Annotated in this window: 13 protein-coding genes and 1 pseudogene; 4 read left to right on the forward strand and 10 right to left on the reverse strand. The window is 37.5% G+C overall.

The window, feature by feature from the left end; genetic code table 11:
- Positions 1-281: 281 nt before the first annotated feature.
- The 3 genes and pseudogenes from NIZ91_15150 to NIZ91_15160 all read left to right on the forward strand — a co-directional run bounded on the left by NIZ91_15150 (position 282) and on the right by NIZ91_15160 (position 2,123).
- A complete protein-coding gene (locus NIZ91_15150; protein USY54077.1) occupies positions 282-758 on the forward strand; it encodes a hypothetical protein in 477 nt (158 codons plus the stop codon).
- Positions 759-852: 94 nt separating this feature from the next.
- Positions 853-1,097: pseudogene (locus NIZ91_15155) on the forward strand (EamA family transporter).
- A 771-nt stretch (positions 1,098-1,868) separates the two neighbouring features.
- Positions 1,869-2,123 (forward strand): DUF4190 domain-containing protein, encoded by a 255-nt coding sequence (locus tag NIZ91_15160; GenBank protein USY54078.1) that lies wholly within the window; start codon positions 1,869-1,871, stop codon positions 2,121-2,123.
- Between the two features lie 98 nt (positions 2,124-2,221).
- Here the strand turns inward: NIZ91_15160 and NIZ91_15165 are convergent, their stop codons facing one another.
- The 5 genes from NIZ91_15165 to hflX form a co-directional block, all read right to left on the reverse strand.
- A complete protein-coding gene (locus NIZ91_15165; GenBank protein ID USY54079.1) occupies positions 2,222-2,506 on the reverse strand; it encodes a hypothetical protein in 285 nt (94 codons plus the stop codon).
- 465 nt (positions 2,507-2,971) lie between these two features.
- Positions 2,972-4,306, reverse strand: a complete 1,335-nt coding sequence (gene glnA, locus NIZ91_15170) for a type I glutamate--ammonia ligase (protein USY54080.1) — start codon at positions 4,304-4,306, stop codon at positions 2,972-2,974.
- 81 nt (positions 4,307-4,387) lie between these two features.
- Positions 4,388-4,810, reverse strand: coding sequence for a MerR family transcriptional regulator (locus NIZ91_15175; GenBank protein USY54081.1), 423 nt, complete (start codon positions 4,808-4,810; stop codon positions 4,388-4,390).
- A 189-nt stretch (positions 4,811-4,999) separates the two neighbouring features.
- Complete coding sequence (locus NIZ91_15180) at positions 5,000-6,262, reverse strand: aminotransferase class I/II-fold pyridoxal phosphate-dependent enzyme (protein USY57186.1); 1,263 nt, start codon at positions 6,260-6,262, stop codon at positions 5,000-5,002.
- A gap of 15 nt (positions 6,263-6,277) precedes the next feature.
- Positions 6,278-7,540: a GTPase HflX gene (gene hflX, locus NIZ91_15185; protein USY54082.1), complete on the reverse strand. Its 1,263-nt coding sequence runs from the start codon at positions 7,538-7,540 to the stop codon at positions 6,278-6,280.
- Positions 7,541-7,787: 247 nt separating this feature from the next.
- On the opposite strand from hflX, the gene NIZ91_15190 reads away from it, so the two are divergent.
- Positions 7,788-8,399, forward strand: a complete 612-nt coding sequence (locus NIZ91_15190; GenBank protein USY54083.1) for a trimeric intracellular cation channel family protein — start codon at positions 7,788-7,790, stop codon at positions 8,397-8,399.
- A 30-nt stretch (positions 8,400-8,429) separates the two neighbouring features.
- Here NIZ91_15190 and spoVK read toward each other — a convergent pair whose 3' ends face one another.
- The 5 genes from spoVK to mutL all read right to left on the reverse strand — a co-directional run bounded on the left by spoVK (position 8,430) and on the right by mutL (position 13,889).
- The gene (gene spoVK / locus NIZ91_15195) at positions 8,430-9,365 is read right to left on the reverse strand and encodes a stage V sporulation protein K (protein ID USY54084.1); all 936 of its coding nucleotides are present in this window, start codon (positions 9,363-9,365) and stop codon (positions 8,430-8,432) included.
- A 255-nt stretch (positions 9,366-9,620) separates the two neighbouring features.
- Positions 9,621-9,845, reverse strand: a complete 225-nt coding sequence (gene hfq, locus NIZ91_15200; protein ID USY54085.1) for an RNA chaperone Hfq — start codon at positions 9,843-9,845, stop codon at positions 9,621-9,623.
- Positions 9,846-9,878: 33 nt separating this feature from the next.
- Positions 9,879-10,829 carry a tRNA (adenosine(37)-N6)-dimethylallyltransferase MiaA gene (gene miaA, locus NIZ91_15205; protein ID USY54086.1) on the reverse strand — a complete coding sequence of 317 codons (951 nt, stop codon included), beginning with the start codon at positions 10,827-10,829 and terminating at the stop codon, positions 9,879-9,881.
- A 437-nt stretch (positions 10,830-11,266) separates the two neighbouring features.
- A complete protein-coding gene (locus tag NIZ91_15210) occupies positions 11,267-11,677 on the reverse strand; it encodes a hypothetical protein (protein USY54087.1) in 411 nt (136 codons plus the stop codon).
- A gap of 310 nt (positions 11,678-11,987) precedes the next feature.
- Complete coding sequence (gene mutL / locus NIZ91_15215; GenBank protein USY54088.1) at positions 11,988-13,889, reverse strand: DNA mismatch repair endonuclease MutL; 1,902 nt, start codon at positions 13,887-13,889, stop codon at positions 11,988-11,990.
- Positions 13,890-13,895: the final 6 nt, after the last annotated feature.

A 13,895-nucleotide genomic window follows, 5' to 3' on the forward strand; every position in this document is an offset into this window, starting at 1 on the left:
GAATTGATAAGAGACTAAGTAAATCGTTAATCTCTTTCTTTAACCGCTAATATAAAATCTAGTTATCATAAAGCGAATTATAAGGAGTAACTTTTAACCTTTTCGAATTTTAAAACGTCCAAGTTATGTATTGAAGGTCTATTCTTTCTAAGATAATCACTTAAATAAAATACTCTCATAAGTTTATAGCACTTCCACCGTATCGATTATTATTTCCCTTTGAATAATCAAGCATGCCATATCAAATAATAACTTTATAATGATAAGGAGTTGACTATACATTGAATCCAAAACTTTTTGTGTCTCTTACTTTTATCATATCTTGGATAAGTATAAGATTTATACCTAAAGAGCAAGTAAAGAAATATACCCCTGTATCCATATTTACCTCCCTTATTGTTTCATTGACATTCGTTATGGCTACTGACTTCGGTTGGTGGAAATTAAAAAAACCAATTATACCAGGACTTAAGTCTATCAACGTTTTTTATGTATTTGGCGCATTCTTTGTAGGTACAATTTGGATATTTAAATTAGTATATAGAATTGGTTTTGTTCCCTATTTAATCACGAATGCTCTAATTGATTCGTTTTTCGTTTACATAATTGTCCCTTTTGCAGAGAAAATTGGAGTTGGAAAGCGTTATACTTCAAAAACATTTATTTTAGGTCTTATGCTTTCTGCTTCATTAATTATTTATGGTTTCCAAAAATGGTATGAGGCTCCTTCAAATACAAAACCTTCTGTTTTAAGATGAAAGTTCTATATATATGATAAATGTTAATATAATGGCTCTTCTAGAAATGGCTATAATAAAACGCTGTAGAAGAGAATGATATGTAAAGAATAAAGGTGGCTTATTATTAGGTGGAGGTGTAATCTTTCAAGGTCCGGAAATTAGCTTCCCACCATCGATTTCCTGTTGGTCAGTTTACTTTACTTAACAATTATCGCCTCTTTTGATGCATGGTTATTTTATCTAAAGCTTGTCAAAAGAATTGGTGGGTCCAAAAGTCGATACATGGTCGCTATTTTTCCAGCTATAGCAGGAGTTGCTTCTGTAGCTATTAGCGAACTTAATCCATCTATTTATCTTTTAAATTGGATGTATTTGTAGTTGTCTGAGAACTAGAATTGCCTCGGTTTAAATTTATCCCTGTCCAAATTAGCTTTTTTGTAAATAAATATGGTAATACTCAAAAGCCTGAAATGACTATAAATATTGTCATTTCAGGCTTTAACTAATTAATATTAGGACATGTATTTGTCTTACTTCGATGGATAAATTTTTGTGCAGAACATTTTCACCTCATCAAATTCTTCTAGAGATAGTCAATAAGCTTTGATTTAAAAAGATTTATTTTAATCCAAGAAATCATATTTCGCCAATTATTAATTGGTTTCGTAATGATTGTGGTCAAAATGTGGTCAGCAAAAGTTATTCAAGAACAGTTCATTATGCAATAATTACTCTTCTATTATGCTCTACATACCTCATAAAATTAAATCTCTACCTTTATTGTAAAGTTCTTTGGACCCTATTGTGCGCCAAAATGAGTTGATGATCAAATAGATTATTCTTTCAACGAAGTCTCTCCACAATCTCAAGAATTACATAATGTAAGAACGTGCATTTACTACACAACAAGAATGAATAGTCCAGGTGAATGTTTAGTAGTATTGTGAATAAGCTGTAATTAAATTGAAAATTTATCCATTTAAAATATGTAAATAATTATTGGATACTTTTTTTACATAATCAAAAACCCAAAAATAAATATATATATTTCCAATTTTAGAAATATATATATTTATTTTCTCCGATTTTTATGGTATAAAAAATTATAAACTATAAGGAGGGTAGATAATGGAAAAAACAAATAGCAAATCAATTGTTTCACTTATTTTAGGTGTATTATCATTAGCTATACCATATATCGGTATAATTATTGGGGTTGCTGGTCTTATATTTTCAGTAAAAAGCACAAAAGAGATTAAGAGAAATCTTGAAAAAGGCAAAGGATTTGCCCTTACAGGAGGAATATTTAGTACTCTTGGTATTGGAATACAAGCTGTGATGTTAGCTTTAGCTATAATAGGTTACACGGCTCTCTTTTTTTAAAATATTTATGAAAATTTTCTCACTATCACTTTATAGTTATTACAAAACAAGTAAAAACCTACTCTTATGAGCAGATCTAGTCTAGCATCCATAACTTCTTATTTTTCACCTTTTAGTTCTAGCAGTATAGGTACTATATTTAGTAAAATAGAAACAATTGTTAAAAACCATACTGCCTTTTCCATAGTAGGAACAACATCCACTAAAGCTGACCAATCTTCCCCTTTTACCCAATCAGATACAAGGCTATGTTCTGCACAGAGTGTCAGTGCCGTGAATGATAATCCCATCGCCATCGCAAGTTTATAATCTTTTCCTGTTTTATACATATACAGATTTATAATAGTCGCTACTATGGCAATAAGCCCTAATATTAACCACATAATAATGCCTCCATTATATTTTATTTATGTTGAAAATATAAATTAAAAGATCCAGTTACCTATTTTATAGTCATATCTGCTAGCTATACAAACACACTTTTATATAATACCATAAAAGGTAAATTATTACTTATTGTAATAAAAAAAGATTTTTTATTTCTATAGTTTTTACTATCAAAATAGAAAGATAGCTCCATAAAAAGACGCCTCGATACATTATGCCAAGGTGTTTCCTAACAATTAATATTGACTTTTTTATTGATCGCATTGCTATAAGGAAACTGGTGTGTGGAATAAGTTTCACATCATCAAAGTCTTCTAGAAATCATATTTCGCAAATTATTAATTGGTTTCGTGGATGCTTGTGGTTAGAATGTGGTCAAGCCTTAAAATGTTAAAGAAACACGCCCCCAATAAAAAAAGCCTGAATGACTGCAAATGCAGTCATATCAGGCTTTCTACCAATTAATATTGGCTCATGTATTGATCGCGTTCCCATGGGTGAACTTGTGTGCGGAACATATCCCACTCAATTTCCTTAGCTTCGATGAAGTGCTCAGCTAAGTGCTCACCTAATGCAGAAACCATGATTTCGTTAGCTTGGAAGCTATCTAAAGCTTGAGCTAGCGTAGCAGGTAGATCTACGATACCTTCTTTTACGCGCTCTTCTTTAGTCATTACATAGATGTTGCGGTCGATTGGTTTTGGAGCTTCAAGGTTGTTCTTGATTCCGTCTAAACCAGCTTTTAGTAATACAGCCATTGCTAAGTATGGGTTAGCAGCTGGGTCTACGCTACGTACCTCAACACGAGTTCCTACTCCGCGAGAAGCTGGGATACGAATTAATGGGCTACGGTTGCGTGCAGACCATGCAACGTAACAAGGAGCTTCGTAACCAGGTACTAAACGCTTGTAAGAGTTTACTGTTGGGTTTGTTACAGCAGTGAAGCTGTGAGCGTGCTTAATGATACCAGCGATGAATTGACGAGCTGTATCACTTAATTCTAAGTTTCCGTTTGCATCATAGAATGCATTTTTGCCATCTTTGAATAGTGAAAGGTTACAGTGCATACCTGAACCATTCACACCGAACAATGGTTTTGGCATGAATGTTGCGTGTAAGCCGTGCTTACGAGCAATTGTTTTAACTACTAGTTTAAATGTTTGGATGTCATCGCAAGCTCTTAATGCGCCAGCATATTTGAAGTCAATCTCATGTTGACCAGGAGCTACCTCATGGTGAGATGCTTCAATTTCAAAGCCCATTTCTTCAAGCTCTAATACGATGTCACGACGGCAGTTTTCACCAAGGTCAGTTGGTGCTAAATCGAAATAGCCACCTTTATCGTTTAATTCTAACGTTGGCTCTCCTTTTTCATCTAGCTTGAATAAGAAGAATTCTGGCTCAGGCCCAAGATTAAAATCACTGAATCCTAAGTCTTCCATTTCTTTTAATACACGCTTTAAGTTGTTACGTGGGTCTCCATCAAATGGAGTTCCGTCTGGATTGTAGATGTCACAAATGAAACGTGCAACTTTACCTTTTTCAGACGTCCAAGGGAATATAACAAACGTGTCTGGATCTGGATATAAGTACATATCAGATTCTTCGATACGTACGAAACCTTCGATTGAAGAACCGTCAAACATCATCTTGTTGTCTAACGCTTTTTCTAATTGACTTACTGGAATTTCAACGTTTTTGATTGTTCCTAAAATGTCAGTGAACTGAAGGCGAATGTATTTTACATTCTCTTCCTGAACCTTTTTGAAAATATCTTCTTTTGTGTACTTTGCCATCGTGTGATCCTCCCCTAAATCTAAAAAATATTTATAGTTTATATACTTCCTGCTAACGAAGCATATAAATACTTACAATTTTTAATGAAAGAACCGAGACATATCTCCTTGATTGAGCGTTGCTTTGTTAAAGCGTCCTGCTTGCATTAACTCAGCGCGAAGCATCTTGCGTAATTCTTCATCTGATAGCTCAGATTTGCTTGCTTCCGCCACAACCTTTTCATCTTCTGGTTTGGTCTCTTTTTTATGCCCTTCTTGCGCTTTCTGAACTTGAAATAGCTGTTTAACACCAGCTAAATTTACACCTTGTTCAATTAAGTCACGAATTTCTAGTAATTTATCAACATCGTTAAACGAGAATAATCGACGATTACCTTCAGATCGTACAGGTGTAACTAATTCATGTTCTTCATAGTAGCGAATTTGGCGAGCCGACAACTCAGTTAACTGCATCACAATTCCAATTGGGAAAAGCGGCGTATTTCTTCGTATGTTGTCACTCATCTCAGTTCCTCCTTTGATTAACTATTTTCATTGTATGCCATGTTAGTTTATCTGTCAACCATATGTGAGAATTTCTCACATAAAAATTTTTAGAATATTTCACGAATACAATAAAATAGCGATTTTAGTTTATTTTTAATTTTTTTATCCACGATAGCCTGTCTTTTGATGTTACTGAATAAGTTATACTTAAATTAACTTTTTTGAAATCATTGAATCAATTGCTGTGCAAATGGCTACCTTAACGTGCGCATACGTTAAACCGCCTTGTACGTAAGCAACATAGGGCGGACGAATCGGACCGTCTGCTGTTAACTCTAAACTAGCTCCCTGAACAAACGTCCCGGCTGCCATAATTACATCGTCTTCATAGCCAGGCATATAAGCTGGATATGCCGTCACGTGCGAATTAATTGGAGAAGCATATTGAATCGCCTGGCAAAACGCCACCATCTTATCTCGATCATCAAACTGAACGGACTGAATTAAGTCTGTTCGCTCAGCGTCCCACTTTGGTTCTGACTGCATCCCAAGTCTTTCAAACATGGCTGAAGAAAATACCGCTCCCTTTAAAGCCTGCCCTACAACGTGAGGAGCTAAAAAGAAGCCTTGGTACATTTCTTGGAGACTGTACAGAGTTGCACCTGCTTCTGCTCCGATACCTGGCGTTGTCATACGATAAGAACATGCTTCAACCAGGTCTTTACGTCCAGCAATATAGCCCCCGATTTTCGCTAGCCCACCTCCAGGATTTTTAATAAGAGAACCCGCAATTAAATCCGCTCCAACATGAGATGGTTCTATTGTTTCCACAAATTCTCCGTAACAGTTATCAACAAATACAATAACGTCTGGTTTAATGCTTTTAACAAAAGCAATCATTTCTTTAATTTGATTTACCGTAAACGAAGGACGAATTCCATAGCCTTTTGAACGCTGAATACCAATCATTTTCGTTGTTTCCGTAATGGATGCCTTCACTTCTTCAAGGTCTACTTGCCCTTCTTTTGTTAGGTCCACGGCTTTATATCCAATGTTATACTCTTTCAATGAACCTACGCCAGACCCTCTAATTCCGACAATTTCTTCAAGCGTATCGTATGGCTTACCGGTAATATATAAAAGGTCATCACCAGGTCGCAACACGCCAAAAAGCGAAATGCCAATTGCATGCGTACCCGAAATGATTTGGGGACGTACAAGACACGCTTCGGTTCCGAATACATCAGCATATACCTTTTCAAGCGTATCTCTTCCTAAATCATCATAACCATAGCCCGTGGAGGGAATAAAATGTGAATCACTCACTTGGTTTTGTTGAAAGCTTTGCAGCACGCGAAACTGATTCGCTTCTATCACTTCATCAATTCGTTCATGAATCGGCTTAATTTGCTGCTCTACTTCCTTCGCCAACCCTTTAATTCTCTCTCCGTTTGCTAACTGATCAAACATCATTTTCTATCTTCCTCAACTTTCTTCAATCATTCTTAGCTGCTTATAAATTGGGTGCTCTTTTGCAATGTAGCCTCGGCACTCGTACTTTTCTTGTTCTTCATTAAACTTCAGAGAGTCGACCAGCGCAACGGTTTTTAACTCCGCCAACAGCTTGCCTTCATCCGAAGGAATGAATAGATGAAAGTACTCCATCTCTTTCTTCATTTCATCTTGGATCTTTGTTCCCAGCAAAGCAAGATCTTCCTTATTAAACGCGCTAATTAAAATAGAAGCGGGTGTCGTTGGCACAAATAATTCATGCTTCACATCTCGCTTATTATAAACGGTTAACATCGGAATATCTTCTACGTCTAACTCCGCTAATAGCTTATGAACAGTTTGCTCATGATTGTGATAGTCTGGATTACCCGAGTCAACCACGTGTAAAATAAAATCTGCTTCTGTCACTTCTTCTAATGTGGAACGAAACGCAGCAACAAGAGTGGTTGGCAAGTCTTGGATAAATCCAACCGTATCCGTTAAAAGAGCAGTTAAGCCTGCTGGCATGGTATACTGTCTCGTTGTAGGATCAAGAGTTGCAAACAGCTGATTTTCTTCATAAATCCCCGCTTCTGTTAGGCGGTTAAAAAGTGTAGATTTACCTGCATTTGTGTAGCCTACTATAGCAATTTGATACACATGGTTACGCTTTCTTCTCTCTCGGTAACGCTCCCTGTGACTGACAACTGTTTTTAACTGACGCTTAATTTCATCAATTTTACGACGAATGTGGCGGCGATCACTTTCAAGCTTTGTCTCACCTGGACCTCTTGTACCAATACCGCCCCCTAAACGAGAAAGTGCTGTTCCCTGTCCGACTAAACGAGGTAGTAAGTAGTTCAGCTGTGCAAGCTCAACCTGCAGCTTTCCTTCTTTTGTTTGCGCACGCTGCGCAAAAATATCTAAAATCAGCTGCGTTCGGTCAATGATTCGAGCTTCTAGCTGACTGGATAAATTACGAATTTGACTCGGTGAAAGCTCATCGTTAAACACAATTAAATCTGGCTCTAGCTCTTCTTCAAGCGCAACAAGCTCTTCCACTTTCCCTTTTCCGATATATGTAGCTGGATGTATACGGTCGCGCTTTTGAGACAAGCGTACTAGAACCTCACCCTGTGCTGTCTCAGTTAATGATGCTAGTTCATCCATCGAATACTCAAAGCGCTCATCATCATCGTGAAGCTGACACCCCACTAAAATTACACGTTCAAGCTCTTGTTTCATCTCAAATGTCAATGACTTTCCTTCCCTTACTGTTAAAGTATTAACGCATTCATATCATAACAAAAAAACACGATTTTCTCTATCTTCTTCAAAGATGCAGAATAGATTGTTTTTACTAGTTTATCACGCTTTGTTTCTTTTAAGAAATTATCCCTAAAAAAACGTTGAAATTCTGTTCAATAGTGGATACAATTTGAATGACTTTATCATTGTAATACTTTCTAACAAACGAATTTTTATACATAAAGGGGCAGTTGCGATGACATGGGACGTTTTGAGCATCATTGGCACCGTTGCTTTTGCAGTTAGCGGTGCGTTTATTGCAATGGAAGAAGAATACGATATTTTAGGTGTTTATATTTTAGGAATCGTCACAGCGTTTGGGGGTGGCGCCATCCGTAACTTATTAATTGGTGTACCGGTATCCGCTCTTTGGGAACAAGGATTATTTTTTCAAATTGCGCTATTATCAATTACAGCAACCTTTTTGTTTCCAAACAGCATCTTAAGACAGTGGAAACGTTGGGGAAACTTTTCTGACGCGATTGGGCTTGCGGCTTTTGCCATTCAAGGCGCACTCTATGCTACCAGCATGGGACACCCTTTAAGCGCTGTTATCGTTGCTGCTGTATTAACAGGTAGCGGCGGCGGGATTGTACGCGATTTGCTAGCTCGTCGAAAGCCGACCGTTTTAAAAGATGAAATCTATGCGCTTTGGGCAATTCTTGCAGGCTTAATTGTTGGCCTTCAAATTGCTAGCTCTCCGGTAGAGCTTTACGTATTATTTGGTTTGCTTGTTGCATGTCGTATGTTATCTTACATGTACAAATGGAAGCTGCCAATTCGTTCGATTCGCCAACCAAATATGTAATAAAAAAATCCGGCATAAAGCCGGATTTTTTTATAAACGAATATCGCTAGACCTAAGCGTTATTAGCTGATCTTTACCGTAGCTTGCTTCTTCTAAAAGCCTCATGGACTGCGCACGAATAGAGCGTTCTAAAATATTTCGTACATAGCGACCATTGCTAAAGTCTCGAGGCGTCTGATTGTACTTTACATCCATGAAATGTTCTTTTAATTTTTTATAAGCATCGCTGCTAAACTGATACTGACGATCATCCATCATTCGGTCTGCAATATCCATCAGCTCATTGACATCATAATCTGGAAAATCAAAGATGAATGGAAATCTTGATCGAAGACCGGGGTTTAAACTTAAAAAGTTCTCCATCTCACGCGGGTAGCCAGCTAAAATTAAGACAAACTTATCATTTGCATCTTCCATATGCTTCACAAGCGTATCAATTGCTTCTTTTCCGAAATCTTTCTCTCCACCTCGGGCAAGCGAGTAGGCTTCGTCAATAAATAAAATGCCACCCAGCGCTTTTTTCACAAGATCTCGGGTTTTTTGTGCCGTATGCCCAATGTACTCCCCAACTAAGTCTGCTCTTTCAGCTTCAATAAGATGCCCTTTTGATAACACATTCATATTTAAAAACAATTTTCCTAAAAGCCTTGCAACCGTTGTTTTTCCTGTACCCGGATTTCCTTTAAACATCATATGCATCGCTTGTTTTTCTGCCTTCAGACCGCTTTCTTCTCTTTTTTTATTAATATATAACCAAGCATATATTTCTTTAATCATTTTTTTTAGCTCATCCATTCCAACCAGACCGCTCATTTCTCTTTCAATTTCTAGCAGTGGTTCATGATTAACAATCGGTCGTTTCACAGGACGTGGAATTGATGTTGTATAGACTCGTTCTTTCTTTGTCTCATTATTTAAAACAATATTAATTTGCCCATTGTTTTTAAGAGTTATAGGCTGCTCCACACTGTTCACCTCTCGTTTCATCACAGTTACGCTGATGACATTGTATCGCTCTATCTCAAGCTGTAGGACGAACGAATGAGATCATCATTTTCCTTTAGCGGCTTGTATTCTTTCTGTAGCTCGCCATTACCCAAGAAATAAACGCTTATTATAGTTGTATGTGCTAAAACGCTAAACCATGTTAAGAAAAATACTTCTCTCTTCCAGCCATAAGAAAAACCAGCCTCATCCTCACGGATTTGGCTGGTTATCTGACTACTCTAGCTCTACAGAGATATTTTTATTTGGAACAAACGTTGAGATTGCATGTTTATAAATTAACTGCTGCTTTCCTTCTGAATCCAATAGAACTGTAAAGTTATCAAAACCTTTAATTAGTCCGCGCAGTTGAAAACCATTTAATAAAAACACAGTGACATAAATATTTTCTTTACGTAATTGATTTAAAAACTGATCTTGAATATTAACGGATTGTTTCACTATTCGGCCTCCTCATTTCTCTATCTTTACTAGTTAATTCGCTTCTTCTTTCAGCTTTCCTGCTACATAAGTGAAAATTTTGTTGAATTTTTCATGAAAATTGTCAACTTCCATTTCAAACCATGTTACAGGCATCTTATTACGAAACCACGTTAATTGACGTTTGGCGTACCTTCTAGAATTCAACTTTAACTGTTCAATCGCTTCTTCAAGCGTGCAGTTCCCGTCGAAATATGTATACAGTTCTTTGTAGCCAATCGCTTGAATTGATTGTACATCACGAACCCCTGCATCGTACAGTGATTTGACTTCTTCTACCAAGCCTTCTTGCACCATCATATCAACACGTTGGTTAATTCGATCGTATAGTTGATCACGATCCATTGTCAAGCCAATGAGTGTCACATCATAGAGAAGCTCTTGATTCTGCTCTTGATTATAAACACTGAAAGGCTTCCCAGTCACTTCATACACTTCAAGAGCACGAATAACGCGTCTATGGTTGTTGGGATGAATGGACTCTGCACCAACTGGGTCTATTTCACAAAGCTTTTCGTAAAGAGGATCAATTCCATGCGCTGCAACAAAGTGTTCCATGCGCTGTCTGAATTGTTCATCCCCTGCTGATTCAGTAAACTGATAGTCATAAATGACAGATTGAATATATAATCCTGTACCACCTACAATAATCGGCATTTTACCACGAGCGTGAATATCTGTAATCTTTTCTCTTACAATCTCTTGAAATTCAGCTACAGAAAAAGACTCAGTCGGCTCTTTAATATCAATTAAATGATGCGGAATTCCTTCCGTTTCATCACTTGTAACCTTCGCTGTTCCGATGTCCATCTTTTTATAGACTTGCATGGAATCTCCCGAAATAACTTCTCCATTGAACTGCTTGGCCATTTCAATACTCAGCTTGGTTTTACCAACGGCTGTCGGACCAATAATTACTATTAATTTTTGTTTCTCTCCCGTCATAACCACACTACTTTCATCTATTACATTTACATCTTCTCATTTTACCCGGAAAGCCTATCTTTATTCAAGGCTCATAAAGAAGGAACGTTCTTTTACAGCAATTAGATTAACGGAGTTCAACTATAAAAGTAGAAACAAAGACTCCATTTTTTAACGGATGAAAGACTATGAATTTAAGGAACTTACCTCTTAACCTGAACATACGTCAATAACAATAACTTGGCTGGAAGAAATATTTCCAAAAAAAAAAAAAAAAAAAAACAAAAGCTGAGGATACATAAAAATTCCTTTACAGTCCTATAAAAAGAAGAGAAACAGGAACTGTTTGAAAGCTAGTTTTGAGCAGGCACGAAACTACAAAACAATAATGAAGATTCTTTTCCGCTTTGAAAATTAGCATTTTACAACTGTTCCTCTTGAAAGTTCTGCCTTCTGGATTAAAAGAAACGAAAAGGATTTCGTCTAAATTGAGAGTTTTCTTCCGACTGTGACTGGACACGACCACCAGAGTTGTTTTCTGATTGCGGCTGTACACGATTATCAGCGTCGTTTTCTACTTGTGGGCGACTCAGAGACTGAGGGCGGTTTTCTGACTGGGGTCGAACAAGAGGTTGGGATTGGTTTCCTGATTGGGATTGTACACGTCCTTGAGGGCGATTTTCTGCTCGACGTTTTCTGCGACAACCAGAGCGATTTTCTGATTGGGATTGTACACGTCCTTTAGAGCGTTTTTTAGAGCGACATTTTTTACGATGACCGGAGCGATTTCGAGATGTTTCTCTTACCTGAGGTATATTGATATTAACGTTAGAACTTCCACTATTGCTAATAATATTTTTATTTCCCAAATCATTATCTCTATTAGAATCGTTATCACCATTTGAATTGGTGTGTAATCTGTTAAAATGGTTATTCATCATAACTTCCCCTTCACATTATGTTTAATTTCTATCGCTAGTATATGCAAGGGAAACGGCTAACGTATAGGTATCTGACTTACAGAATCTACATACATAATAAAAGAAAACAATCTTTTCCATTTTAAAAAAATACCCGCACCATGTACTGCTTTGCGATTTTACTTTTAAACATGACATTACAGTAAAAATGGTGCAGGTATGACTTCAATAACCGGAGTAAAACATTGTAGAAATTCCTTTACATCACGCGCTTAAACATCTTTTCCATTTCATATGTTGAATAATGAATAATAATTGGTCGCCCGTGCGGACAAGTAAACGGATCCGTCGTTTTTCTTAGCGTCTCAAGCAAGGCTAAAATTTCATCATTTCGAAGATGATGGTTCGCTTTGATTGAACCTTTACAGCTCATCATAATAGCAGCTTCTTCGCGTAAGCTTTCTATGTCTATACGCTTCATCACAAACACTTGCTGAATCATCTCTTCAATTGTTTCTTTTTCTTCACCTTTTGGGAACCACTGAGGGTGTGCTCGAACAATATAAGCATTTTGACCAAACGGCTCTAAAAATACGCCGACCTCTTCAAGAGCTCTACGATTTTCTTCTAAAATGAGAGCTTCATTGCCTGAGAACTCAAACGTAAGTGGCATTAAAAGTTCCTGCACTTCTGCATCTACTTGACCAAGTTTTTTCTTAAAGTATTCATATTTAATTCTCTCTTGCGCCGCATGTTGGTCAATGATAAACAAGCCGTTTTCATTTTGAGCTAATATATACGTACCGTGCATCTGGCCAATTGGATACATGGGCGGAACTCGCTCGGTTTGAACCTCTTCAACTATCTCACTATTAGATTGCTGCTTGTGTACATCATGTTCTTCCTCATAAGAAAATACCGGTTCTGTATCCTGCACTTCAAGTTCATCGTAGTCAAGCTCATTTTCAACATTTTCTGTTACCGTAAAGCTTGACTTTTCTTGTGCTTCAGCAACGTTCGCGCTAAAGAAAGGTAAATCTTTGCTTCGTTCAACAGGTTCCTGCGATAGGGAGGATGACTCTTTAGGTACCCCGTGATCAAACGTAAAGGTTTGCTGTTCGGTTGGAAGCACGGCTTGTTTTGTGCGAGCAGGGGCTATAACTTCTGGAATAAGCTGCTTCTTTTTAAACGCTGCTTTTATGGCATCTTCTACAAGCTCATACAGCTCTGCTTCTTTACTTAATCTTACCTCAAGCTTTGCCGGGTGTACGTTCACATCTACTAACAGCGGATCCATATTGATAGCTAAAAATACAACTGGAAAACGTCCAATTGGCAATAGCGTATGATAACCTTGCTGGATGGCTTTTAGTAAACCATAGTTTTTAATAAATCTTCCGTTAATTGTGGTAGACATATAGTTGCGAGATGCACGCGTTACTTCTGGCAAAGCAATATAGCCGGTAATCTCATAATCTAGCGATTCTACCTTTAACGGAATCATCTTCTTCGCTACTGCCATCCCGTAGATAGCAGCTAACACTTGACGCGCATCTCCACTTCCGTTTGTATAGAGAAGCTGACGTCCTTGGTGAATTAAACGAATGGAAACATGAGGATTCGCCAGGGCAAGGCGATTTACAACGTCTGTTACGTTCCCTAATTCTGTATTAATTGTTTTCATATATTTAAGGCGTGCTGGCGTGTTAAAAAATAGATTTTCTACAATGATTTCTGTACCTTTTCGACTTGAAGACGGCTCGTGATGCGTTATCTCTCCTCCGCGAAGCTTTAAGTGCGTGCCGGCTTCATCCCCGGTGCTTGTCTTAATTTCGAGCATAGATACAGACGCAATACTTGGCAGTGCTTCACCACGAAAGCCTAATGTTCGAATTCGGAACAAGTCATTCTCAGTCTTAATCTTGCTCGTTGCATGGCGTCGGAAAGCCGTTAAGCAATCTTCTTGTGCAATTCCGTCTCCGTTATCTAAAATACGAATTTTTGATAATCCTGCTTCTTCTAGTTCTATTTCAATTACTGTGCTATTGGCATCAATCGCATTTTCAACGAGCTCTTTCACAACAGAAGCAGGTCGCTCTACAACCTCTCCTGCTGCAATTTTATTTGAAAGTTCGTCTGAAAGCTGTCTAATTTTACCCACAGACTC

Origin of the sequence: Bacillus sp. 1780r2a1 (assembly GCA_024134725.1) — a bacterium.
Taxonomy (GTDB): Bacteria; Bacillota; Bacilli; order Bacillales; family Bacillaceae_H; genus Priestia; species Priestia aryabhattai_A.